The sequence below is a fragment of the Edaphosphingomonas haloaromaticamans genome, assembly GCF_001853345.1.
GTDB lineage: Bacteria > Pseudomonadota > Alphaproteobacteria > Sphingomonadales > Sphingomonadaceae > Sphingomonas_E > Sphingomonas_E fennica.
The window spans coordinates 2,038,855-2,060,873 of sequence record NZ_MIPT01000001.1 but is presented as its reverse complement, the minus strand read 5'-3'; the positions used below and the strand labels follow the sequence as shown (position 1 = coordinate 2,060,873).

The 22,019-nt window shown below is 66.1% G+C and carries 31 protein-coding genes; 22 read left to right on the top strand and 9 right to left on the bottom strand.

The genetic code is table 11. The annotated features are described in order from the left end of the window. Positions 1 to 53 precede the first annotated feature (53 nt). From BHE75_RS09510 to BHE75_RS23195, 8 genes are all read right to left on the bottom strand, one after another. Positions 54 to 443 carry a hypothetical protein gene (locus BHE75_RS09510; RefSeq protein ID WP_070933715.1) on the bottom strand — a complete coding sequence of 130 codons (390 nt, stop codon included), beginning with the start codon at positions 441 to 443 and terminating at the stop codon, positions 54 to 56. Continuing rightward, positions 444 to 596, bottom strand: a complete 153-nt coding sequence (locus tag BHE75_RS24425) for a hypothetical protein (RefSeq protein ID WP_191225173.1) — start codon at positions 594 to 596, stop codon at positions 444 to 446. A 130-nt stretch (positions 597 to 726) separates the two neighbouring features. Further along, a complete protein-coding gene (locus tag BHE75_RS09505; protein WP_070933714.1) occupies positions 727 to 1,146 on the bottom strand; it encodes a hypothetical protein in 420 nt (139 codons plus the stop codon). A gap of 9 nt (positions 1,147 to 1,155) precedes the next feature. After that, positions 1,156 to 2,271 (bottom strand): DNA polymerase III subunit beta, encoded by a 1,116-nt coding sequence (dnaN, locus tag BHE75_RS09500; RefSeq protein ID WP_070933713.1) that lies wholly within the window; start codon positions 2,269 to 2,271, stop codon positions 1,156 to 1,158. Between the two features lie 86 nt (positions 2,272 to 2,357). Continuing rightward, entirely contained in the window at positions 2,358 to 2,774 is a 417-nt protein-coding gene (locus tag BHE75_RS09495) for a hypothetical protein (protein WP_070933712.1), read from the bottom strand. Next, positions 2,774 to 2,977 carry a hypothetical protein gene (locus BHE75_RS09490; protein WP_070933711.1) on the bottom strand — a complete coding sequence of 68 codons (204 nt, stop codon included), beginning with the start codon at positions 2,975 to 2,977 and terminating at the stop codon, positions 2,774 to 2,776. Before BHE75_RS09490 ends, BHE75_RS09495 begins: the two co-directional genes overlap by 1 nt. Before the next feature lie 1,371 nt (positions 2,978 to 4,348). Then, the gene (locus tag BHE75_RS23200; RefSeq protein ID WP_302622704.1) at positions 4,349 to 4,720 is read right to left on the bottom strand and encodes an HIRAN domain-containing protein; all 372 of its coding nucleotides are present in this window, start codon (positions 4,718 to 4,720) and stop codon (positions 4,349 to 4,351) included. A 373-nt stretch (positions 4,721 to 5,093) separates the two neighbouring features. Beyond that, positions 5,094 to 5,822: a S24 family peptidase gene (locus tag BHE75_RS23195; RefSeq protein ID WP_191225172.1), complete on the bottom strand. Its 729-nt coding sequence runs from the start codon at positions 5,820 to 5,822 to the stop codon at positions 5,094 to 5,096. A 99-nt stretch (positions 5,823 to 5,921) separates the two neighbouring features. On the opposite strand from BHE75_RS23195, the gene BHE75_RS09470 reads away from it, so the two are divergent. From BHE75_RS09470 to nusG, 11 genes are all read left to right on the top strand, one after another. After that, a complete protein-coding gene (locus tag BHE75_RS09470) occupies positions 5,922 to 6,170 on the top strand; it encodes a hypothetical protein (RefSeq protein ID WP_070933708.1) in 249 nt (82 codons plus the stop codon). After that, a complete protein-coding gene (locus BHE75_RS25205) occupies positions 6,167 to 6,301 on the top strand; it encodes a hypothetical protein (protein WP_302622703.1) in 135 nt (44 codons plus the stop codon). The genes BHE75_RS09470 and BHE75_RS25205 overlap by 4 nt, the downstream gene beginning before the upstream one ends. Before the next feature lie 160 nt (positions 6,302 to 6,461). Beyond that, entirely contained in the window at positions 6,462 to 6,956 is a 495-nt protein-coding gene (locus tag BHE75_RS09465; RefSeq protein ID WP_107395072.1) for a hypothetical protein, read from the top strand. 50 nt (positions 6,957 to 7,006) lie between these two features. After that, on the top strand, positions 7,007 to 9,634 hold the full coding sequence (locus BHE75_RS09460; protein WP_084653054.1) for a DNA methyltransferase: 2,628 nt from the start codon (positions 7,007 to 7,009) through the stop codon (positions 9,632 to 9,634). Further along, entirely contained in the window at positions 9,631 to 10,008 is a 378-nt protein-coding gene (locus BHE75_RS09455) for an SANT/Myb-like DNA-binding domain-containing protein (RefSeq protein ID WP_070933706.1), read from the top strand. The genes BHE75_RS09460 and BHE75_RS09455 overlap by 4 nt, the downstream gene beginning before the upstream one ends. Continuing rightward, positions 10,005 to 10,226: a hypothetical protein gene (locus BHE75_RS09450; RefSeq protein ID WP_070933705.1), complete on the top strand. Its 222-nt coding sequence runs from the start codon at positions 10,005 to 10,007 to the stop codon at positions 10,224 to 10,226. Before BHE75_RS09455 ends, BHE75_RS09450 begins: the two co-directional genes overlap by 4 nt. A 31-nt stretch (positions 10,227 to 10,257) precedes the next feature. After that, positions 10,258 to 10,497, top strand: a complete 240-nt coding sequence (locus BHE75_RS09445; RefSeq protein WP_070933704.1) for a DUF2312 domain-containing protein — start codon at positions 10,258 to 10,260, stop codon at positions 10,495 to 10,497. Positions 10,498 to 10,570: 73 nt separating this feature from the next. Continuing rightward, positions 10,571 to 10,918: a DUF1064 domain-containing protein gene (locus BHE75_RS09440; protein WP_070933703.1), complete on the top strand. Its 348-nt coding sequence runs from the start codon at positions 10,571 to 10,573 to the stop codon at positions 10,916 to 10,918. A gap of 148 nt (positions 10,919 to 11,066) precedes the next feature. Continuing rightward, positions 11,067 to 12,176, top strand: coding sequence for a GIY-YIG nuclease family protein (locus BHE75_RS09435; RefSeq protein WP_070933702.1), 1,110 nt, complete (start codon positions 11,067 to 11,069; stop codon positions 12,174 to 12,176). Continuing rightward, positions 12,157 to 12,789 (top strand): hypothetical protein, encoded by a 633-nt coding sequence (locus BHE75_RS09430; protein WP_070933701.1) that lies wholly within the window; start codon positions 12,157 to 12,159, stop codon positions 12,787 to 12,789. The genes BHE75_RS09435 and BHE75_RS09430 overlap by 20 nt, the downstream gene beginning before the upstream one ends. Continuing rightward, positions 12,789 to 13,322, top strand: a complete 534-nt coding sequence (gene nusG, locus BHE75_RS09425) for a transcription termination/antitermination protein NusG (protein WP_070933700.1) — start codon at positions 12,789 to 12,791, stop codon at positions 13,320 to 13,322. Before BHE75_RS09430 ends, nusG begins: the two co-directional genes overlap by 1 nt. 355 nt (positions 13,323 to 13,677) lie before the next feature. Here nusG and BHE75_RS24945 read toward each other — a convergent pair whose 3' ends face one another. Then, positions 13,678 to 14,136 carry a hypothetical protein gene (locus BHE75_RS24945; protein WP_254684568.1) on the bottom strand — a complete coding sequence of 153 codons (459 nt, stop codon included), beginning with the start codon at positions 14,134 to 14,136 and terminating at the stop codon, positions 13,678 to 13,680. Between BHE75_RS24945 and BHE75_RS23185 the strand changes: the two genes are divergently transcribed. The 11 genes from BHE75_RS23185 (at position 14,017) to BHE75_RS09370 (ending at position 22,015) form a co-directional block, all read left to right on the top strand. Continuing rightward, complete coding sequence (locus tag BHE75_RS23185) at positions 14,017 to 14,367, top strand: HNH endonuclease signature motif containing protein (protein ID WP_254684545.1); 351 nt, start codon at positions 14,017 to 14,019, stop codon at positions 14,365 to 14,367. The genes BHE75_RS24945 and BHE75_RS23185 overlap by 120 nt on opposite strands. A gap of 6 nt (positions 14,368 to 14,373) precedes the next feature. Continuing rightward, positions 14,374 to 14,808, top strand: a complete 435-nt coding sequence (locus BHE75_RS09415) for a P27 family phage terminase small subunit (RefSeq protein WP_070933698.1) — start codon at positions 14,374 to 14,376, stop codon at positions 14,806 to 14,808. Then, positions 14,780 to 16,609, top strand: a complete 1,830-nt coding sequence (locus BHE75_RS09410) for a terminase large subunit (protein WP_070933697.1) — start codon at positions 14,780 to 14,782, stop codon at positions 16,607 to 16,609. The genes BHE75_RS09415 and BHE75_RS09410 overlap by 29 nt, the downstream gene beginning before the upstream one ends. After that, complete coding sequence (locus tag BHE75_RS09405) at positions 16,584 to 17,966, top strand: phage portal protein (RefSeq protein ID WP_254684408.1); 1,383 nt, start codon at positions 16,584 to 16,586, stop codon at positions 17,964 to 17,966. Before BHE75_RS09410 ends, BHE75_RS09405 begins: the two co-directional genes overlap by 26 nt. Beyond that, positions 17,956 to 18,678, top strand: coding sequence for a head maturation protease, ClpP-related (locus BHE75_RS09400; RefSeq protein ID WP_070933696.1), 723 nt, complete (start codon positions 17,956 to 17,958; stop codon positions 18,676 to 18,678). The genes BHE75_RS09405 and BHE75_RS09400 overlap by 11 nt, the downstream gene beginning before the upstream one ends. Positions 18,679 to 18,763: 85 nt before the next feature. Further along, positions 18,764 to 20,017 carry a phage major capsid protein gene (locus BHE75_RS09395; RefSeq protein ID WP_070933695.1) on the top strand — a complete coding sequence of 418 codons (1,254 nt, stop codon included), beginning with the start codon at positions 18,764 to 18,766 and terminating at the stop codon, positions 20,015 to 20,017. Positions 20,018 to 20,085: 68 nt separating this feature from the next. Continuing rightward, positions 20,086 to 20,400 (top strand): hypothetical protein, encoded by a 315-nt coding sequence (locus BHE75_RS24940; protein ID WP_254684407.1) that lies wholly within the window; start codon positions 20,086 to 20,088, stop codon positions 20,398 to 20,400. 11 nt (positions 20,401 to 20,411) lie between these two features. After that, positions 20,412 to 20,912 (top strand): spike base protein, RCAP_Rcc01079 family, encoded by a 501-nt coding sequence (locus BHE75_RS23180; protein WP_084653046.1) that lies wholly within the window; start codon positions 20,412 to 20,414, stop codon positions 20,910 to 20,912. A gap of 4 nt (positions 20,913 to 20,916) precedes the next feature. Then, complete coding sequence (locus tag BHE75_RS09380; RefSeq protein ID WP_070933694.1) at positions 20,917 to 21,408, top strand: hypothetical protein; 492 nt, start codon at positions 20,917 to 20,919, stop codon at positions 21,406 to 21,408. After that, the gene (locus tag BHE75_RS09375) at positions 21,405 to 21,626 is read left to right on the top strand and encodes a hypothetical protein (protein WP_070933693.1); all 222 of its coding nucleotides are present in this window, start codon (positions 21,405 to 21,407) and stop codon (positions 21,624 to 21,626) included. The genes BHE75_RS09380 and BHE75_RS09375 overlap by 4 nt, the downstream gene beginning before the upstream one ends. Then, a complete protein-coding gene (locus tag BHE75_RS09370; protein ID WP_070933692.1) occupies positions 21,623 to 22,015 on the top strand; it encodes a head-tail connector protein in 393 nt (130 codons plus the stop codon). Before BHE75_RS09375 ends, BHE75_RS09370 begins: the two co-directional genes overlap by 4 nt. The last annotated feature ends 4 nt before the right edge of the window (positions 22,016 to 22,019 follow it).

Sequence of the window (22,019 nt, the reverse complement as noted above, 5' to 3'; positions counted from 1 at the left end):
CCGTCAGGCGTGACGACCATCACCTCGGCACCACCCCTGTCCCTTATACCCATCTAGATGCGTATAACAGACAGCCTGGTGGCGGCTTCGCAAGCGATTGCGTGTCGATCGAGGCCGACCAGGCGCAGCGCTATCGGGACGATCTTGTTGATCGACCACATGGCGAGGAATTCGGCGCGCCGGATCTGATCGTCCAGCGTGCCGCGCGTGCCGGCGATCAGCGGCACCATCGGCTTCAGCAGGCGATCGCGCACGTCGGCCTGCATGTTATCGTTGAGGGTGATACCGTAGCCGCCGAGCACGGGGCAGGCGCAGGCGGGCTTGTCGCTATGTTCCTCGCCATTGAACCAGGCGACCATTTCCATGAAGCACATGCCTTCGGCGGCGCTGGCATGGCTGCCGTGCGACAGGCGAACTTCGGTGATGCCGGCGAAATCGATCATTCAATCCTCCTTGGAACCGAGCCGGTGCTGTGGATCGACGGCGGGGCCCGTGGCCGCCGGCGAACAAGGGAAGGCCGCCGCTTCCTCGATCTTGGTCTTCGCGATCGACAGTTCACGGCTGGAGCGGATGCCGTCGAGATATTCGATTACCATTGGCGCTCGTCCCAGCAGGTGTCGCACTCAGCCCAGCGGTTGCCCGATAACCGGCGAAGTTCGTGGCAGGCGGAGCAGCCCGGAAGCGTGATCAGCGACCGGAGCCAGCGGCGGAGGGTGGAGAGGAGCTTCATGCGACGGCCCTCCGTAGTTCCGGCAGGGCGTCGGCATCGGCCCGGCGGCAGTGGGCGCGCAGAACCAGTTCCAGCGCATAGGCTTCCTTGTCATCCATCGCCACGCGGTGCGCCAGCGCCATGGCCACGGTGCGGTTGCCCAGCAGCGCCTCGCGCAGGAAATCGGCGATGTCGCCCTCCCGATCGCGGCGCGGATCGTAATCGCCGCGCTCGCGGATCTCGGCGATCAGGTCATCGCTGTCGATATCGTTGATGATCGTCGCAACGTCGTCGGTCGAGTAAAGCTCGATGTGGGCATCGCCGGCCCTGCCGACGATCGCGTCGTGCTCATCCTCCTCCATGTAGCCAGCTTCCAGCATGGCGGCCGCCACGGCGCGGACGTCATATTCGATATTCTGTTCGATGGTGGTCGACATGGATCGCTCCTATCCGCGCATGGGGGTGACAAGGGCCACCAGCGACGGGCGTCGTGGGGACCGGACGAGGATCGGCGCCGATCCCACCGCCTCGTCATTGGGATCGAAGCAGACCTCCAGATGATCGGCTTCGCCGAACATCTCCGCGATCGAGGCCGCATAGGATGCGTTGACGCAGATGTTCAGCGGGTGGCCCGAGAAGCGCGCCTCGATCGGCTCCAGCGCCGACGAGAAGGTGCCGCTCGCGGACAGCACGCAATCGCCGCCCAGGTTGAGGTGGATGGCCCGCGACTTGCCATCGGTGATGGCGGCGACGTCGCGGATACCGCGCGCCAGCTCGCTCGCCTGGACCTCCAGCCTGCGGGGGCTCGGCTGGGTGGGGATGATCCGGCGATAGTCGGGATATGTGCCCTCGACCGCCTTGGCGATCATCTGGGTATCGCCGATGCGGACGGCGATCCTTTGCGCGGAGGCAGCCACCTGCACCTTCGTCTCCTTGGACCCGGCCAGGAGGCGGCGGAGCAGCCCGACCGCGCCATTCGGCAGGATGAGGCCGGGCATCAGGATCGCATCTTCGGGCATCTCGATATCGGCGCAGACGAGGCGCGCGCCATCGGTGGAGACCGATCGCAGGCTGGTATCGGTGACGTGCAGGTAGACGCCGTTCAGATAGACGCGCGCCACCTCGGTGCTCATTGCGATCGAGCTGGTGTCCAGCAGCCACTGGAACTGCGCCCGATCGACCTCGAAGCGGATCGCGCCTTCTGGATCCTTCAGCGTCGCCATATCGGTGGCCGGCAGCGTCGGCAGGGTGCGGGTGGCCCGGCCCTGCTTCATCACCGCGCGGCCATCGACCAGCTCCACCGTCAATTCGCCTGGACGGAGGGATTTCACGGCCGCCGCCAGCTTGTCCTTCGGCGCCGTGAACGCACCCCGGCCGCTGGCGCCGATCTCGATCGAGACCTGGCGATCCAGATCCGTGCCGCGCAGCACCGCCGATCCCTCCTCCCGCGCGTCGATCAGCAGGTTGTTGAGGATCGGGATCGTGTTCCGCGTCGGCACGACGTCACCGATGGTGCGGATCGCCCCCAGCAGCACGTCGCGATCGAAGGTGAAATCGCTCATTCATGGCACCTTTCGAATTAGGCGGGGCGGCAAACAGACCCTGATGCGCCGCCCCGACCCGGCTCACCGCGAGCCGGATGGGAAAATCAGAAGCGCCCGCGCCGCCGCCGGTGACCGGACGGGATCGTGCCGTCGGCATTGACCCAGCGTTCGGACCCGTCAGGCGTGACGACCATCACCTCGGCACCACGCCGGCGGATGACGGGACACGGGAATTCGAAGACGGGCGACGGCGTGCCGGCCGGGCAATAGATCTCGCGCCAGGTCGACGGGCTGTAGACCGTGAGCATCTCGGCATCGGCCGGGGCGATGCCCGCGCGCTGGAGCCATGCCAGCTGGGGATCGGTGATCCGTTCGCCCGGCCGCAGCGGCCAGCGCCATGGATTGTGCTTCGATGGCGTCTCGTAGACGATCGACAGCAGCGGGAGGAGCTCGCGACCCGCATAGGGGCCGTCGTTGGCGATGCGGCCCTCGGGCAGCGGCGGCGCAAGACGGATCGCCATCAGCCGAGCACCGCCCAGGCGACGATCGCGACCGTGATCGCGTTCATGACCGCAAAGGCCGCCCATTCGCCCGGCAGCGCCGGCCGGGGCGCGAAGAGCCAGTGCCAGGCGCCGCGGGCGATCGGCATCTTGGCCGCCCGCCGCTCGGCTTCCCGGCGAACCGCGCTGCCGCTGTGGATCGCATGCGGATGGATGCCGGCCATGTTATCGGCCCTCTGTCTTGGCGATGGCAGCCCTCAGTCCGCGCCACGCGGTCATCTCGCCGCCTCCAACNCCGAGGCGAGATACTTCCGGGCATCCTCCTCGCCGGCGTAGAACTTGCCCGCCGCCGCCGGCCCGAGGAGGATCAGGCCCGCCGTCTCGGTATCGGTATCCTTTTCCAGCCGATAGCCGTCGGAACCTTCCAGGTGGACAGCCCAGCCGGCAATGCAATGCGACGTGCCGCAGTGCCACTGATCCATGACCAGCGCGTCCGGTTCGGCGAGCGCGGCTTTCGCGACTTCGCGCAGCCGGGCATCGGCATCCGATTTGGCGGCGACAGGGCGTCCGTGCACGGTGAGATTGCCCCACGCGGTGATGCTGGTGCCGCTGAGGTCGAGCCAGCCGCCGACGCTGAGGCCCTCGGGCAGCGCGGTGATGCTGGTGCCGCTGAGGTCGAGCGAGCCGCCGACGCTGAGGCCCTCGGGCAGCGCGGTGATGCTGGTGCCGCTGAGGTAGAGCGAGCCGCCGACGCTGAGGCCCTCGCGCAGCGCGGTGGTGCTGGTGCCGCTGAGGTAGAGCGAGCCGCCGACGCTGAGGCCCTCGGGCAGCGCGGTGATGCTGGTGCCGCTGAGGTAGAGCGAGCCGCCGACGCTGAGGCCCTCGGGCAGCGCGGTGATGCTGGTGCCGCTGAGGTAGAGCGAGCCGCCGACGCTGAGGCCCTCGGGCAGCGCGGTGATGCTGGTGCCGCTGAGGTAGAGCGAGCCGCCGACGCTGAGGCCCTCGGGCAGCGCGGTGATGCTGGTGCCGCTGAGGGCGAGCCAGCCGCCGACGCTGAGGCCCTCGGGCAGCGCGGTGATGCTGGTGCCGCTGAGGAAGAGCGAGCCGCCGACGCTGAGGCCCTCGGGCAGCGCGGTGATGCTGGTGCCGCTGAGGTCGAGCGAGCCGCCGACGCTGAGGCCCTCGGGCAGCGCGGTGATGCTGGTGCCGCTGAGGTCGAGCGAGCCGCCGACGCTGAGGCCCTCGGGCAGCGCGGTGATGCTGGTGCCGCGGAGGTGGAGCGAGCCGCCGACGCTGAGGCCCTCGGGCAGCGCGGTGATGCTGGTGCCGCGGAGGTCGAGCGAGCCGCCGACGCTGAGGCCCTCGGGCAGCGCGGTGATGCTGGTGCCGCGGAGGTCGAGCGAGCCGCTTACACTCTTCAGCCCGGAAATATCATCGCCGTTTCTGGGGCTGAGATCGCCCTTATAGTGACCTTCGTATCGCATGAAACGCCCTCCAACGAGCGTCTCGCGTCGGCACCGCGCCGAGGTCTGCTCGTGGGGGGTAGCTTAGTGGGGTATTACCTACTACGTCAAGCCCAAATAGTAGGGTTAAACCTACTCATCTGGCGGGATATAATCCGGCCAGAATCCCGAATCATTGCCAGCGGGCTGGGTTCTCGGGTTATTGGATGGCGGCAAGGTTGGATGCTCGCCATCAAAAGCGATGCGGATCACGCACCCGTATGAAGTGCGCTGCTGGAAGATCGCGTGGATTTCGCAGCCGCGAGCAAACATGCCGCTGATCCAGCCGCATCGCTCGGCGGTGATGTAGCCCAGCTGAACTCCGCGCGCACTAAAAACCGCCACGGCGCGAGGGTCGGCGGGGTTGTTGGGCTCGGGAAGGAGGTCCACTGGATCGCCGGGCGCGCAGATCGCTATCTCGAATCGTCGGGTCGGGCCACGTCGGTTTGGGTAGTCAGCGCCCACGACGGCGAGGCTTAGCGACCTTCGCTCGGGGGAAGGCGAGGCTACACGCACCGTCGCACCCAGTTCCTTACGCGCGGGCGCGCAAGGGAAAAGCCCCAGACATCTGCCCGAGTGCCCGTCCCGTCTTGATATAAATCGACGATGCCTACCCCAGATTCGAACACTATCCGCACGCGATCCTTCATCGGCACGGTGGCGTGGTCCAAAGAAGTCTGAATGCTAGTGAGGCATGTATGGACGTCCTCAGACGTCTTCGCGCTTTCGAAAACGGCATCTGGCGGTCTCGCCAGCATCCGCTCCACTAAGGTCGGCTTTTCCGTGCTCGCCAAGAGGGCGGCTAGTATCAGGAACATTCACCCCTCCGCATACAGATCTACATCCGCCGTCCAACCCATATCACCCGCCCGACTATGAATAGGTCTTCGGCTTGAACCTCTTGGTTGTCGACGGCTGGATTGTCGGAGATGACCAGCACCCGGCCCTTTCCGACCGAGCGTAAGCGTTTGATCGCGCCCGCCCCGTGGATGCTACACGCCCAAATGCGATCCTGCAGGTTGAGCTGGCGTTGCAGCGTGTCGAAGATAACCATGTCATCATTGATAAGCGTCGGGAACATGCTGTCTCCGTCGCCCTTGGCAACATAAAGCCGTTCAGCGGGCGAGCGCGTAATAGACCGGAGCAGGTTCGCATCGAAATCAAGCGTCCCCTCTTCGACGTAGTCGTCGATGTTCGATCCAGGGCCCATTGAAAAGCTGAGATCGATCTGTTTAAGCGCAACAGCGCCATCAGACGCATGGGCCGATCGGGTGGGCATCTGATCTGGATGCCGCTCGGCTGATGCCCGGCCCCATGCCGGATAGACGTCCTCGCCTTGCGCTGCCCTTGTAAAAAGATCCATCGGCTGTCCCAGCACGTCAGCCATCGCCCGCAGCGTTTTAACACCGGGCCGCTCTATCTTCCCCCTCTGGACATCGTAGATAGGTTTCCCCGTCGTCCCCAGTCGCCCTTGGATCAACTTGTCGTAATGATCGCGCGCGCGCGGCTGCTGATCCAATACGCGCTGGATGAACGTTTGGAGCGGGGTCATTTTCACGTGGGGCATGTGGGTTATTTCCCACGCCGGGGCGCTGAGCGCTACGCTGGGATAAACCCCACCAATTTGGCTTGACGGTAGGTTTTTACCTACGTTAGATAGGCTCCTATGACCAGTAGCCTCATCGACCAGATCGAAAACTTTCTCGGTCAGCACAGCATGTCTCCGATCACGTTCGGCCGCAAGGCACTGGGCGATCCCCATTTCGTGCGCGATTTGCGCGGCGGCCGGGATGTCCGGCTGTCCACCGTTGAGCGCGTCAAGGAGTTCATGGAAGGGTATCGCGCCGATCAGCCCCCTTTTGTGAAGCAACCCCGTCGCCACCGTCGAACGGCACCCGGGATGGCCACAGCATGACCGACCTCGAAAGGATTACGCCGAACGAGGCGGTCTCCGAGGAGCGGGTGCGCGAGATCCTCCACGAGGAGGTGACGCCGACGCTCGATAGAATTCTGGCGGAGCTTCGGGCTCTGCGCGGCGAGGAGTGACCGGCGATGTTCGTATCCCCGATCCCTAGCCTGATCTTCGCGACGCTTCGCGGGTCGATGGCCTTCCATCCGGTCGCCTCGCGGCCAGCGGATGAGCGCGAGGCCCGCGCGCTGCGGGTCTGCGATCCGGTTAAATGCCCCTCTTTCCATGGTGATCGTAATGGCTGACGCTCACAGCAATGTCGTTCCGCCCGCGCAACCTCTGACGGAAGCAGAGTTCCGCAACGCCTGGCTGCAATCGCTGGCGCGGCTGTGCGCTGCCCACGGCGACGGGCGCGTCGCCCTGGCGCTTGGCGTGTCCGAGCGGCACCTGCGCAACCTGAAGAGCGGCGCCAGCCTGCCGGCTGCGGATCGGATCTGGAACCTGTTGGCGCTGGACCCGTCCGCCCACGACGAGATCGACGCCAGGTATCAGGTGAAGAATTCGCCGATCGACGCGCTTTGCTCCACCGATCCGCTGACGCGCGACATCATCGCGCTCGCGAACGAGGTGGCGCAATCGGAGGACCCGTCCAGCCCGGGCGGTGTCGTCGTCACCGATCATGAGCTGCTTCAGAAGGACGAGCACCGGATGCGTCGCATCCACAACACGCTCGGCAGCTGGCTGAAGCGGATCGAAGCGATGCGGCGCCCGGCCATCAAGGCGGTCGCCTGACCATAGAATTGAGGACCTGATCCGGGGCTATCCCCGAGGGGAGTGAAGACATGGAAATGCTGGGTAGCGGTGCTTCGGCGATGGCCGATGCACCGGACGGAAGCGTGCGTCCCGACGATTATCGCGCCTTTCTGGAAGCGAAGGTGCCGGTGGCGGAGCGGAGCGGTCTCGATTGCTCGATCGACGATGTGAACCCGATCCTGCTGGCGCACCAGCGCGCGGTGGTCGCGTGGGCCGTGCAGGGCGGCAGGCGGGCGCTGTTCGAGGCGTTCGGCCTGGGCAAGACGATGCAGCAGCTGGAAATCTGCCGCATCATCGCCGAGGCGGCATGCGAGCCAGGCCTGATCGTCGCGCCGCTCGGCGTGCGCCGCGAGTTCCTGCGCGATGCGGCGATGCTGGGCATCGCGCTTCACTTCGTCCAGTCCGACGACGAGATCTCCGCCGTCCTGGAGGGTGGGCCGCGGGAGGATACGGCGGCATCGCTGTTCCTGACCAATTATGAGAGCGTGCGCGAGGGCAAGATCCAGCCCGGCCGCTTTACCGTCGTGAGCCTGGACGAGGCGAGCGTGCTGCGATCCTATGGATCGAAGACCTACCAGACGTTCCTGCCGCTGTTCGAGAGCGTGCCCTACCGATTCGTCGCCACCGCCACGCCATCGCCCAACCGCTTCAAGGAACTGATCCACTATGCCGGATATCTCGGCATCATGGACACGGGCCAGGCGCTGACCCGGTTCTTCCAGCGCAACAGCGAAAAGGCCAACGACCTTACCCTCTATCCCCACAAGGAAGATGAATTCTGGCTGTGGCTGAACAGCTGGGCCGTCTTCCTCCAGCGGCCCAGCGACCTCGGCTTTTCCGATGAGGGATATGACCTGCCGCCGATCGAGGTGCGCTACCACGAGGTGAAGACAGATATCGCCGATGCCGGCGCCGACAAGCACGGCCAGGTGCGGCTGATGCGCGATAATGCGATCGGCGTCACCCAGGCGGCGCGGGAGAAGCGGGCCACCCTTTCCGCCCGGATCGAGAAGGCGGTGGAGATCGTCCGCTCCAGCGGCGACGATCATTTCATCCTCTGGCACGACCTGGAGGATGAGCGGCGCGCGATCGAGGCGAGCCTGCCGGAAGCCGAAAGCGTCTATGGCGCCCAGCTGCTCGACACCCGCGAGGGCATCATCAGCCGGTTCGCCGAAGGGATGACGCGGCTGCTGGCGGCCAAGCCGGTGATGCTGGGGAGCGGCACCAACCTGCAGCGCCATTGCCACCGCGCGATCTTCTGCGGCATCGGCTTCAAGTTCAACGACCTGATCCAGGCGATCCACCGCCTCCAGCGGTTCCAGCAGCCGCATCCGGTAATCATCGACATCATCTACGCGGAGACGGAAACCGAAATCCTGCGCGACCTGCAGGAGAAATGGGCGCGGCACAACGAGCTTACCGCCCGCATGTCCGAGCTCATCCGCCGCTATGGCCTCGACCATGCCGCGGCGGCAAACGAGATGCTCGACCGGTCGATCGGCGTCACGCGCACGGTGGAGAGCGGCGCCGGCTGGACGCTGGCCCATAACGACTGCGTGGACGAAGCCGCGCGGCTGGAGGAAGGCAGCGTCGATCTGGTCGTCACCTCGATCCCCTTCAGCAATCATTATGAATATACCCCTAGCTACAACGACTTCGGCCATACCGACGACGACGCGCATTTCTTCGCGCAGCTGGACTACCTGACCCCGAACCTGCTGCGCGCACTGGCGCCCGGTCGGCTGGCCTGCATCCATGTGAAAGACCGGATCCTGTTCGGATCGGTGACGGGCGACGGCGTGCCCACGGTGAACCCGTTCCACGCCAAGTGCATCGCCCATTATATGCGGCACGGCTTCCAGTTCATGGGGATGATCACCGTCGTCACCGACGTGGTGCGCGAGAATAACCAGACCTATCGCCTCAGCTATTCGGAGATGCTGAAGGACGGCACCAAGATGGGCGTCGGCAGCCCCGAATATGTGCTGCTGATGCGCAAGCCGCAGACCGACCGCAGCCGCGGCTATGCCGATCGGCCGGTGGCCAAGGATGCGGCGGATTACAGCCTGGCGCGCTGGCAGGTCGATGCCCACGCATATTGGCGGTCGGCGGGCGACAGGCCACTGCGCGACGACGAGATGTGGCATGCCGGCACCGATCTGGCCGAGATGCCCGTCGGATCGCTGGTGAAGGAGTTCACCACCCGCAGCCGCGATCTGCTCTATAACCACCGCGCGCATTACGCGATCGGCGAGACGATCGAGGCCCGCGAGGAGAATGACGGCCGGGGACACCTGCCCCGCACCTTCATGTCGCTGGCGCCGGGCAGCCACCATCCCGACGTGTGGGATGATGTCGTCCGCATGCGCACCCTCAATGCCGAGCAGGTCCAGCGCGGCCGGGAAAAGCATGTCTGCCCGCTCCAGTTCGATATCGTCGACCGGCTGATCGAACGGTTCAGCATGAAGGGCGAACTGGTGTTCGATCCCTTCTGCGGCCTCGGCACCGTCCCCCTGCGCGCGATCAGCCTGGGGCGCCGCGGCGCCGGCAGCGAACTGAACGGCGATTATTGGGCGCACAGCGTGGCCTATCTGCGCGAAGCCGAACGGGCGCGGGCCGTGCCCACCCTTTTCGACCTGCTGGGGGTGGCGGCATGAACGCGCCCTATACCGCATCGCCGTGGAGCGCGGGCGACGACGAGATACTGATCGCGGCCGTCGCGCAGCTGATGCCATACGGCCAGATCGCCGAATTGCTGCCGGACCGGACGGTGAAGGCGATCAAGGCCCGTGTCGGCGTCCTGCGCCAGGCCGGATCGGTCGCGCCTTCGCCAGTGACCGCCAGCCCGGAGCAGCGCGAGCGCGCCACGCTTTCGCTCACCGCCCGCGCCGCCATCCATGGCAGCCGCAAGCTGCTCGTGGCGATGCTGCGCATGGGCGCAGCCCGGCCGGGGCGCCGGGGCTTGCCCGGCCTCACCGACGAGCAGTTCCGCCGCCTCTGCGCCGAGCATGGCGTGGAGGCGCGCCCGTGAGCCTGTTCGCCCATCACGGCCGGAACACGCGCATAGGCGCGCGCGGCAGATCGATCGCCGTCCGCGAGATCGGCCGGCGGAAGATCTCGGTCTTCGCCGATGCGGTGGCGGAGGGATCGTCCCTCGCTGCGGCCGGCCGGCTGATCGGCGTCAACCAGCAACGGTCGTCCGCCATCTTCGCGCAGATCCGGCGCGATCTCGGCTGGCAGACCCAATAGCCCTCGACCATCAACCAACGGGAGAATCCATATGTCCGAAGCGAATGTCGCCGCCGATCAGCTCCGCCTCTTCATCGAGCGGGTCGAGCGGCTGGAGGAAGAGAAGAGGGGCGTCGGCGACGATATCAAGGACGTCTACCTGGAGGCGAAGAGCCAAGGCTACGACACGAAGACCATGCGCGCCATCGTCCGGCTGCGGAAGATGGAGAAGCATGCGCGCGACGAAGCCGAGGCGCTGCTGGACACCTACAAGGCGGCGCTGGGCCTGTGATGCAGCCGCCCATCAAGCGCGACACGGCGGATGAAGGCGGCCTGCTCTGCGAGAGCGAGTATGGGCTTTGCGAATGACGCGCCCGACCAACAAGTTCGGCGCGAAGAAGACGCATTGCGCCCACGGCCATATGCATGCTTCCCGGCGCGAGGCGGCGCGGTGCAACGACCTGCACCTGCTGCAGCGCGCCGGGCGCATCAGCGACCTGGAGCAGCAGCCGCGCTTCAGGTTCACCGTCGACGGACGGCCAGTCCGACACCCGAGCGGCCGCCAGATCTATTACACGGCCGACTTCCAGTATCGCGAAGACGGCCGGACGATCGTGGAGGATGCCAAGGGCGCCTACCGCGACAAAGCCTGGGAGGTGCGCCGCGCCTTCTTCATCGCCCTTTTCCCTCAACTGGAGCTTCGCGAAGTATGAGCGATGTCCGTGTCACCTCCACATCCTGGAACGAGCGCCGGCACGAGTTCCTTCAGGCCGACGGCTATTGGAAGATGTGCGCTGGTCCAGGCTTCTGCCGCGAGTGCAATCGGGAAGCGATCCGCAATCAGGCGGCGAACCGGCCGATATGAGCAAGCGCCCGTCCTTCCAGTTCTATCCGCCCGACTGGCGCAACGATCCGGGCCTTCGCCTGTGCTCGATCGCGGCGCGCGGCCTGTGGATAGAGATGATGTGCCTGATGCACGACGCGACGCCATATGGCCATCTGACCGTGCTGGGGCGGCCGCTGGGGCCGGAGGCGTTGGCGCGGCTGGTGGGCGAAGGCGTCCCCCAGGTTCGCCGGTGGCTGGCGGAGCTGGAGGCAAACCAAGTCTACTCTGTGGATGGCGAAGGCGTCATCTTCAGCCGCCGCATGGTGCGCGACGAGATGCTGCGCGACGCCCGTGCGGCCGGTGGCGCAGCCGGGGCAGAGCATGGCCACAAGGGCGCAGAGTTCGGCAAGCTGGGTGGCAACCCGCACAAGAAAGAGCTCTATAACCAGCCGGGCAAGCTCTATGCCGTGCAGCGCGATACCGGCGGCCCCATCAAGGTCGGCATCACCAAATATCCGCACCAGCGCTTCAACGGCCTGCGCAAGAAGGTCGGGCCAATCATCATCCTCGGCACGTTCGATGTCGCCGACATGAGGCGGTCGGAAGCGGCCGTGCATGCATATTTCGACGGGCGGCGCGAGGGGGAGTGGATATACGCCGAATGGGATGAGGTTAGGGGCGTGATTATGTCAGCTACTCACCCCCCCTTAGGCACCACTACTCACCCCGCCCCTTCATCTTCTTCTTCTTCTTCTTCTCCATCTCCATCTCCGATTAGTTCGGATGCTAACGCATCCGGCGGCGACGCGCCGCCGAAGCCATCGGCGATCGACCTTCAGGCTGCCATTTTCGCCTCCGGCGTCCGGCTGCTCTGCGCTGCCGGAAAGTCCGACGCACAGGCCCGCCAACTGATCGGGCTCTGGAAGCGCGACCACGGCAACGCGGCCGTGATGGAGGCCCTGGCATCCGCCGAAGCCGAGGGCACCCCCGACCCCGTATCGTTCATCACCGGCAAGCTGAGAGCACCCCATGGCAAACGAAATCACTTCGACCGACCAAGCGGACCCATCGAGAGCCGTCGTCGAGCTCGCGAGCAGTGCGAAGTGGACGACGGAGCAGGCGCTGATGGCCTGTCATGGCCTTGACGTCCGACGGCTGGTCGACAGCTACGAGCGCGGCCTCGTGCCGCTGGCGCAGGCCGAGCCGGGTGGCAAATCGGCCCGCGATCCCCAGAAGGACGGCAAGCTCTCCCGCGGCCTTGGCGACGACCTGGCGATGATCGCGACCAAGCTGAACCCGACGATGACGGCGGATCAGGCCGATGCGTGGATCAAGGCGACGACCTACTCGCTCGGCGACCTGCCCGGCCGGGTGGCGCGCGAGGCGGCCCAGGCGGTGCTGCGCCGCTGGAAATACCCCGCCATTCGCGATGATGGTGCCGTGGTGATGAAACCGATCCGTTTCTTCCCCGAGGTCGACCCCGCCATTCGCGCCGTGGCTGCCGACATCATGGCCCGGCACAGGACGGCGCTGATGCGGCTGCGCGCGCTGGAGCAGGCGATTGCCGATGCCGGCCGGCCGGCGCTGGAGGCGCCCAAGGATGAGGCGCTATCCGCCGACGAGATCGCCAGCGCCAACGCGGCGTTCGCCCGGCTCGGCATCAGGACGCGCTATGCGGCCGACGGATCGGCCTATGAGATCGATCGCCCGCGGCAGGATGATCGCGGCAACGAGACCGAGGAGGCGAAGGCGGCATAATGGGCGATTGGTGCATCCTGCGGATGAAAGGGCAGAGCACGCTGCCTGTGTTCCGGGCGCTTGCCGAGGCGGGCTATGACGTCTGGACGCCGATCCAGATCCAGTCGCGCCGCGTGCCTCGATCGAAGTCGCGCGTCGAGCGGCCGGTGCCGATCATGCCCACCTATGTGTTCGCGCGGGCGGCCCGGATCCGCGACCTGTTCGAGGTGTCGCAGACGGTGGGCTTCTCGGTCTTCCACCATCGCGACCGCGTGCCGTTGATCGCCGACCGCGAGATCGAGGGGCTGCGCACGGCGGAGGAACGGGCGAAGCCGCGCGACCGGAAGCGCGTGTTCCGTGTCGGCGAGCGCGTTCGCGTGCCCGAGGGCGCCTTCGCTGGCCTGGAGGGGATCGTGGAGCAGAGCGACGGGCGGCACACGCTGGTGTGCTTTGGCGGGCGGCTGAGCATCAATGTCGACTCTTTTCTTCTGCGGTCGAGCGAGTTAGGTAGTGGTTATCCCAAGCGGGAACCGCTGCTTCAGCAGCTTCGGTGAGTAGGTCCGGCTGGTCTTTCGACCTTACTGCCCTCGCCGCCACACGCGGTGGAAGCGCAGCGCTTCCCGCGAAGTGCGTTAGCATGGAGATTATCAGTAGATCGGCATGCCGAGGGGCGTCGACGGCGGGACCTGCCATCTGGGGCGGCACCGCAAGAGCCCGTAGATGTCGGGTCGCATGGACGGATCGTCCACTACGGCGCCCGGCGCCCGCCGCCAGATAGAGCGGGCAATAGCTATTCACAGGTCGGGCGCGAGCCGCGTGCCTGATGCGGGCCGGAAGCCCCCCGTCCGGCCCGCCCTTATTCGTTACGAACCCAATGCCCTACTACCGGCTCGGAGTAGTTTCGAATGTTCACGCGGGTATTGTCCCGCTCCTGCTGCCGGCCAAGGAAAGCAGGAGTTGCCCGCGCCGGGGATCGGCGGACTGCAACATCGCCGATCCCCACCCCTTCACGCCGGAGGCTGCCATGCTCGTCCTGCTCCCCATGTCCATGTGGAAGGCGCACGTCCACGGCGCCGGCATCTGCATCAGCCTGTGGCAGGACGAGTGCGGCAACCGCTTCTGGAAGCGGATCGGGCTGCGCTGATGGCGGAGCGCCTTCGCGGCCGGGCCGGCGTCAAGCAGCGCCTCCGCCGCCTCGCTCGCACTGACGGGCTTTGTGAACGATGCAGGGCCAAGGGCAACGTCGAGCTGGCCGCGTTCGTCGATCACATCCGGCCCCTCGCCTTGGGTGGCACGGACGATGACAGCAACACCCGCAACCTTTGCGGGCCGTGCCACGATGAGGTGACTGCCGAGCAGTTCGGCCACCGGGCGCCCATCGAGGGTCGGGGCATCGGCGCCGATGGCCGTCCGACCAGCGCCGACCACCCCTGGAACCGCGAGGGGCACCGACCGGAGGCGGGTGTTGCATCGATGCAACACACCACCCCCGGGGGGTCGAAAGTCGAGGGCCGGGTGGCCCGGACACCGACGCCCCCCTTCGTGCGCACCGCGAGCAGTTTTGAACTAAAAAGTTGGGAGCACCCCCGTAGGGGGTGATGCTGCATGAACGTGATCGACGGCACCGGCCAGATCGTCGCAGAGCCAGACTGGTCCCTGATCCTCAACGATGCGCTGGAGCGCCAGGCGGCCGGCGATCATTGGCGGCGCGTGACGACCGAGATGCGCGAGCGCGAGACGCTGGCGCCGTCCAACGCCCACGCTATCCAGCGGCTGGTGCTGACCTATATCGAGTTCGACCGCAACGCGCGGTTCGTGGCGGAGAACGGCGCGGTGATGAAGCCGAAGCGCGGAAACCCGCGCGCGATCGCGCGTCTCAGCCCCTATTTCCAGGCGATGCGGGAGATGGGCAACGATGCCGCATCGCTGGAAGCTGAACTCGGCATCTCGCCGCGCCGTCGGAGCGGCGTCGGCAAGGTGCAGCGGCGCGTAAGGCAGGCGACCGGCGCCGATGCGTTCATCCAGCGGCGGTCGGGCTAAGGGTCTCGACGGCCCCGATCCGACCACAGCCTGGGCACAGGCTGCCGTCCGCGGCGATATCGTCGTCGGAGAGCTGGTCCGGCACGCGGCCGAACGACATCTGCGCGATCTGCGCGACGGCGAGCGAAGGGGGTTATTTTTCCGGCCGGAGATCGCCCAGCGGGCTTTCGATTTCTTCCCGGCCATGTTCACGATCACGGACGGGCCGGCGGCCGGCAAGCCGTTCCACCTACTGCCGTGGCAGACTTTCGCGGTCGGATCGCTCATGGGCTGGCACAATGCCGACGGTCGCCTGCGCTTCCGGTCGGCGTGGATCGAAACCGGCAAGGGGCAGGCCAAATCGCCGCTTATGGCCGGCCTTGGCCTCTACTCCATGGGCTGGTGCAATGCGCCCCGCGCGCAGGTCTATGCCATCGCCGCCGACAAGAATACCGCCAACGTCCTCTTCAAGGACGCGGTGGCAATGTGCCGAGCGCAGATCCCCGGGTGGGATGACGGCGATACGCTGGAGGCCGTCGGCGAGGTTGTCATCCGCGGCGAAGGCGACAATGCCTGGAAGATAGAGCATCCCGGGTCGCAATCCTTTTTCCGGGCGCTTGCGGGCGGCGAAACGCAATCGGGCCCGCGCCCGAAGATGGTGCTGGCGGACGAAATCCACGAGTTCAAGACGGACGGCCAGATTGAGACCTGGCGCCGCGCCATAGCCAAGATCGCCGGCAGCGCGATGATGATCCTCGGCACCAACACGCCGGCGACGTCGCAGCATGTCGGGACCTCCTATTCGGACAGCTATCAGGACATCGCCCGCGGCAAGGTCCGCGACGACAGCGCCTTCTCGCTGATCTTTCGAGTGGACAAGTCGGACTGGAAGACGGTTTTCGAGAATGAGGCCTGCTGGCAGAAATCGCTGCCGGCGCTCGGGATCACCTATCCGATCACCAATATCCGCGAGGAGGTGCAGACCGCCAAGACGCGGCTGTCGACGTCATCATCGGTCAAGCGGCTATACTTCGGCATCCCCACTGGCGCCGCTGATTTCTGGATCGACGAGGTCGCCTGGGCGGCCGTGCTCGACGATGTGGACGATGCGACGCTGGCGGCGCTGAAGGGCTGCCCCTGCTGGCTGACCCTCGATCTGAGCCAGAAGAACGATCTGACCGCGCTGACCGCCACATGGAAGGATGGCGCGGGCATCCTCTGGCAGAAGACCTGGTATTGGACGACCAGGGAGGGCCTGGCGGACCGGGCGGTGGCCGATCAGGCGCCCTATGAGCAATGGGTGGAGGACGGCTGGCTCTACGCGGTCCCGGGCGCCACGATCGATTTCGAATATGTCGCCGAACAGGTCGAGAGGATCTGCGGCGAGCATAATGTCGTCGAGCTTGCTTTCGACCCGGCGAAGATGGCCGATTTCGAGACCGCCTGCGACAAAATCGGCTTCCCGGCGTGGGTCTATAAGGGGCCAAACGAACCTGCCGGGCGCGGCCTGCGCATGGTGAAGCATTTCCAGGGGCCTCGCGTCGCTTTCGAGGACCGGCAATATTGCATGCCGAAGTCCATTCAGCGGTTCGAGGATCGCATCCTCGCCAAGACGATCGTCATCGACCAGTCGCCGGTGACCTATTCCTGCGCCGCCAATGCGGCGCTCCTGTCCGATCCCCAGGGGAATCGGGCTTTCGACAAGAAACGATCGCGGGGCCGCATCGACGGCATCGTCACTGGCGCCATGGGCGCCGGGGCCGCGGACAATGTGGAACTGGCGGAGGGTGGATATCGTGGATCGCTCTTCGTCGACCTATAACGGCTATCGCCTGAGCGCCCGCGCCGCGGCGGCGGAAGCTGCTTATCGGTCTGGCGTCGCCGCACCGCCGGCTGCGCTCGCGGCAATCGACAGCACGACGATCATATCCAGCGACGGACCTGCGATGCTGGAATGGTTCGGCGGCGGTGGCCGGGCTGCGGGCGTCACGGTCACCGCTCAAACGGCCATGCGAATGTCGACCGTGTGGCGTTGCGTCACGCTGATCGCTGGTGGCGTGATGGGCCTGCCGCTGCGGGTGTTCCGGCGGACGGATAATGGCGGGCAGGAGCGCGCCGACGATCACCCCATCGCCAGACTGCTGCGCGACGGGCCCAATGACGAGATGTCCGGGCCCGACATGGTGGAACTCGCCACCATGGCCGTGATGCTGCAGGGCAACGCCTATACGCTGATCCGCCAGGCGCGGAACGGCACCGTGACCGGCCTCGATTTCTATCAGCCTATCCAGGTATCACCGTTCCGTTCCAATGGCCGGGTCTGGTATCGCTTCACCAACCTGGACGGGTCGCAGGAGGTCCATGACGCCGACTATGTGATCCACTGGCGCGGGCCGGGCCGAGGTGCCGACGGTATCTGCGCCCTGTCGCCGATCGGCCACCATGCCCAGACGATCGGCATCGGCCTCGCCACCCGCGACTATACCGCGACACAGTTCGAGCGCGGCCTGCTGACCAACGACTATTTCACGCTGCCGGACGGCATCACGCCAGCGCAGAAGGAAGAATTCCGCCTTTGGCTAGAGGCTCGCGCGTCGGGCGTGGCCAATGCCAACAAGCCGCTGATCCTTCAGGGCGGCGCCGACTGGAAACGAAACGCCTACACCGCCAAGGACGCGCAGCTGCTTGAGCTGCTGCAATATTCCTCGCTCGACGTCGCCCGGGTCTTCGGTGTCCCGGGCTTCATGATCGGGGACATGGAAAAATCCACGTCCTGGGGGACCGGGATCGAGCAGCAGGGCATCGGCTTCGTCCGCTACACGCTGCGCCCCCATCTTCGCCGCTTCGCCGCCGAGCTCAACCGCAAGCTGTTCCCGCCTGTCGGCCACCGCCGCTCCGAATATTTCGTCGAGTTCGAGGTCGACGGGCTCATGGAGGGCGATTCCAAGAGCCAGGGCGAATATTTCCGCCTCGCCCTGGGCGGCAACCAGTTGCCCGGCTTCATGTCGGTCAACGAGGTCCGCCGGCTCAAGAACCTGCCGCCGATCCCGGATGGCAATGCCGTCTATGTCCCGCCTCCGCCGGCGCCAGCCGGCCACAATGGCGGGCCTCCGCTCGATGACGACGACCACGACGCAAGCCCGGATGACCCCGAAGAGGATATCGACGATGAACCGTAAGCTGTTCGCACTCGCCCGGGACAATGCCGGGCGCGGTTCCGGCATCCGTTCGGAGGCCTCCGGGGATAGCGCGACGATCTACATCTATGACGTCATCGATGCTTATTGGGGGGTATCGGCCGCCGACGTTGCTGCCGAACTGTCCAAGATCACCGCCAAGAACCTGACGGTGCGGATCAATACACCGGGCGGCGACGTGTTCGAGGCCCGTGCGATCATGACCCTGCTTGTCGAGCATCCGGCCAAGATCACCGCGAAAATTGATGGCGTCGCGGCTTCCGCTGGCAGCGTGATCGCGCTCGCGGCTGAGACGGTCGAGATCGCCGACGGTGGATTCTACATGATCCACAAAGGCTGGACATTCGTGATGGGCAATGCGGATGACCTCCGCACCACCGCGGGCCTGCTCGACAAGATCGATGCGTCGCTGATTGCCGATTATGTGGCGAAGACCGGCAAGGATGCAGCGGAAATCGAGACGCTGATGAAGGCCGAGACGTGGTTTTCTGCCGAGGAGGCGGTCGCTGCCGGCTTCGTCGACGCGATCATGCCGACCACGGCGGCCAAGGCCAAGGCCAACGCCCGGGCCTTCAACCTCGCCATCTACGACAAGGCCCCGCAGGCCCTGACCGAACCCGAGCCCGAACCCGACGACAGCGTGCGCGAGCGCATGTTGGCGCGCCTCGGCCTCTACGAGCGAACGGCAGCCTGATCGCTGCCCTTCACCGGCGAGCCGGTCCCCGGACGCCTCCCTCGGCTCCGCGATAGCGGGGCCATTCCCTTGAAGGACGATCATCATGACCAAGATTAAAGCGCTTCGGGACCAGCGCGCCGAAAAGGCGCGCGAGGCCCGCAACCTGCTGGACCAGAACACCGGCGCGAAGTTCACCAAGGAAATCGAAGCCCAGGTCGATGGCCTCTACGCGGAGATCGACCGCATCGATGCCGAGGTGGAGCGGCTGGAGCGCCAGGCGCGCATTGATGCCGACGATCAGCTGGACGATGTGCGGGCCGAGCAGCAGGACCGCGAGCGCTCCGGCATGACTGCGGAGCAGCGCGAACGGGCGGACCGCTATAGCGCCGCCTTCCGCAACTTCATCCTGTACGGCGAGCGCTCGCTGTCGGCGGAGGATGCGGATATCCTGCGGCGCGCCCGTGCCGAACAGTCCGGCCAGCAGAGCAATGGCGCGGCCGGTGGCTATCTCGTCCCCACCGGCTGGGGTGGCAAGCTGCTGGAAGCGCTGAAGGCATTCGGCGGCATGCGCAACGTCGCCACCGTGCTGCCGACGGCCGGCGGCAACCAGCTGCCCTGGCCCACCGTCGACGAGACGGCGGTCGAAGGCGAGATCGTGCCGGAGAACACCGCCGCGACCGCCGGCGACATCACCTTCGGCACCACCCAGATCGGCGCCTACAAGTTCAGTTCGAAGATCGTCACGATCCCGTTCGAGCTGCTGCAGGACCAGGGGCCGGGCATGGACATCGAAGCGTTCGTCCGACGCGCGCTCGCCACGCGCATCTCGCGCATCACCAACCGGCTCTTCACGGTCGGCACCGGCACGGCGCAGCCCCAGGGCATCGTCACCGCCGCCGGCGTCGGCAAGGCGGGCGCGACGGGCAAGGCCACGGACGTCGATTTCGACGACCTGATCGATCTCGAGCATTCGGTCGATCCGGCCTATCGCTCGATGCCGGGCGTCGGCTGGATGTTCCACGACACCACGCTACGCCAGTTGAAGAAGAAAAAGGACGCGGACAACCGTCCGATCTGGCTGCCCGGCGTCACCTCGCGCGAGCCGGACACGATCCTGAACTATCGCTACGAGATCAACCAGCACATGCCGCAGATGGCGGCCAATGCGAAGTCGATCCTGTTCGGTGATTTCTCGCAGTATCTGATCCGTGACATCATGAACGTGACGCTGTTCCGCTTCGACGACAGCGCGTTCATCACCAAGGGTCAGATCGGATTCCTCGCCTGGTCCCGTCACGACGGCAAGCTGGTCTCCGCCGGCGCGCCGGTGAAGGCCTACCAGAACAGCGCGACCTGATCGCCGCCCTGCGGGTGTGGCGACGGGCTGCACCCGCATCTTCGTGCCGAACCTCAGGAGAATGACCGATGTCCCGTAAACCGACCCCCGTCGGCGGCGCAGCAGCGCCTGCCGATACTCCTGCCGCGGAGCAGGACGCCGCGATCGAGCACCAGGAAGCCGAAGCGGCGGCGCCTGCCGATGCTCCTGCCGCAGCCATCGAGCAGCCCCAGGCCGTTTCGACCGATCGCGTCGAACTGCGGGTGCTGCTCGACCATGACGGCCATGCGGTCAACGACGTGATCTGGCTCGATGCCGAGGATGCGATGACCGCCGTGCTTGCCGGCTGGGCCGACGACGACCCCGCCGCCATCGCTGCAGCGCGCGCGCTCACGGCCGAATAAGGAGAACCGTCATGGCCGACAACATCACCACGCCGGTCGGCACCGGCACGGTGCTTGCCACCAAGGAGATCTCCGGCGCCCATGCTTCCAAGGTCGTCGTCGTCGATCAGACCGGCGGCGATGTGGTCGGCCAGGCGGTTGAATCTCCGGCGGCCTTTTCCATCGCCGGTCGGCTGAAGGCCATCGCCGATAAACTGCTGGGGACCATTGCGGTCAGCGCCACCGCGCTGCCGCTGCCGGCGGGCGCGGCGACCGCAGCCAAGCAGGACGAGGCGAATGCCGCGATCCAGGCGCTGGCACCTTCCGCCGCCCCATTCGCCATTACGCCGCACGCCACGAACGCGCTGGAGCGGCAGATCAAAGCGATTTCGGTGGTGACGGGCGGCGACATCACCTTCCGCTACCCAGGCGAGACCTCGGATCGAACGATCCCTGTGCCCGCGGGTTTCTATCCCCTCGTTGCCACGCACATCCGCGCCACCACCACCGCCAGCGGCCTGACGGGCTGGTAGGACGATGCTCGCGCTGCTCGTCGCGGCCGGGGTTGTCCCCGAGCAGTCGAACCCCACGACGGGGCCTGTCGATGTTCCCGCCGAACGGCTGGCGGTCGCCGCGAAGATACAGACGGGTCTCAACATCGCCGTCGGCATCCCGCTCGGTGCCGTGGCATGGCAGCAGCCCTTCGATCCCGCCGATCACCTGCCGTTCGGCATCTCATTCACCGAACTGCTTGCCAGCGACGAATCGATCGTCGCGATAGAGCGGATCGGCCTGTCATCCGCCGGGGCGGCTTTGGGCGTGATCATCGACCAGAGCGCCGATCGTTCGCCGATTATCGACGAAGCCGGCGGCAGGAGGATCCAGCTGTGGTTCTCGGTCGATCCGGGCTTTCAGGCTTCGCCGACATTCGATGCGGCCGGCGTGAAGGTGCCCGTCACCTGCCGGGTCCTCACCAGCAAGGGTCTCCGCTTCGAGCGAACCGCGATCCTGTCCGTGAGACAGCTATGATCATCGACAATGGCTCGCGCCAGTCGCTGGCGATCGATGGCGTGTTCGAGGGTGTGGCTGGTGTCGCGGGGCCATTCGTGTCCTTCGTGCCCAATAGGTGCGCACGCAGTCCAGCGCAGGCCGTCGCCGGCGTGCTGTCGGGCGTGCCCGTGCGGCTGGCGCCGAAGAAAGATCCTGCCGGGCCGTTCTGGACCTCCCGCTATGAGGTGATCGAATGACGATTGCCGAGATGCGCGCCCTGCTGGGGCTGGGGCCTGAATATTCCGACGCGCAGGTCGCCGAACTCTATGCCCTCCACACGGGCGCCACGCCATCCGCCCTCGCGGCGGAGGAATCCCCCGTCACGATCGAAGAGGCGAGGCGGCAGTGCAAGGTCGAAGGCACCGACGAGGATGCCGATCTGGAAATCTATATCGCCGCGGCGGTCGAGTGGGTGCGCGACATCACCGCCCTTGATCCCGCCGCGGCGTGGCCCGCGCGCCTGAAGCTGGCGGTCCTGCTTCTCGTCGGCGAATATTACGCAACGCGCGAGGTGGGCGGCCTGTCCGAGCAGGCGGAGCGCAGCGCCCTATCGCTGGTGCGGCCCAACCGCCCCATGACGGCCTGATCTG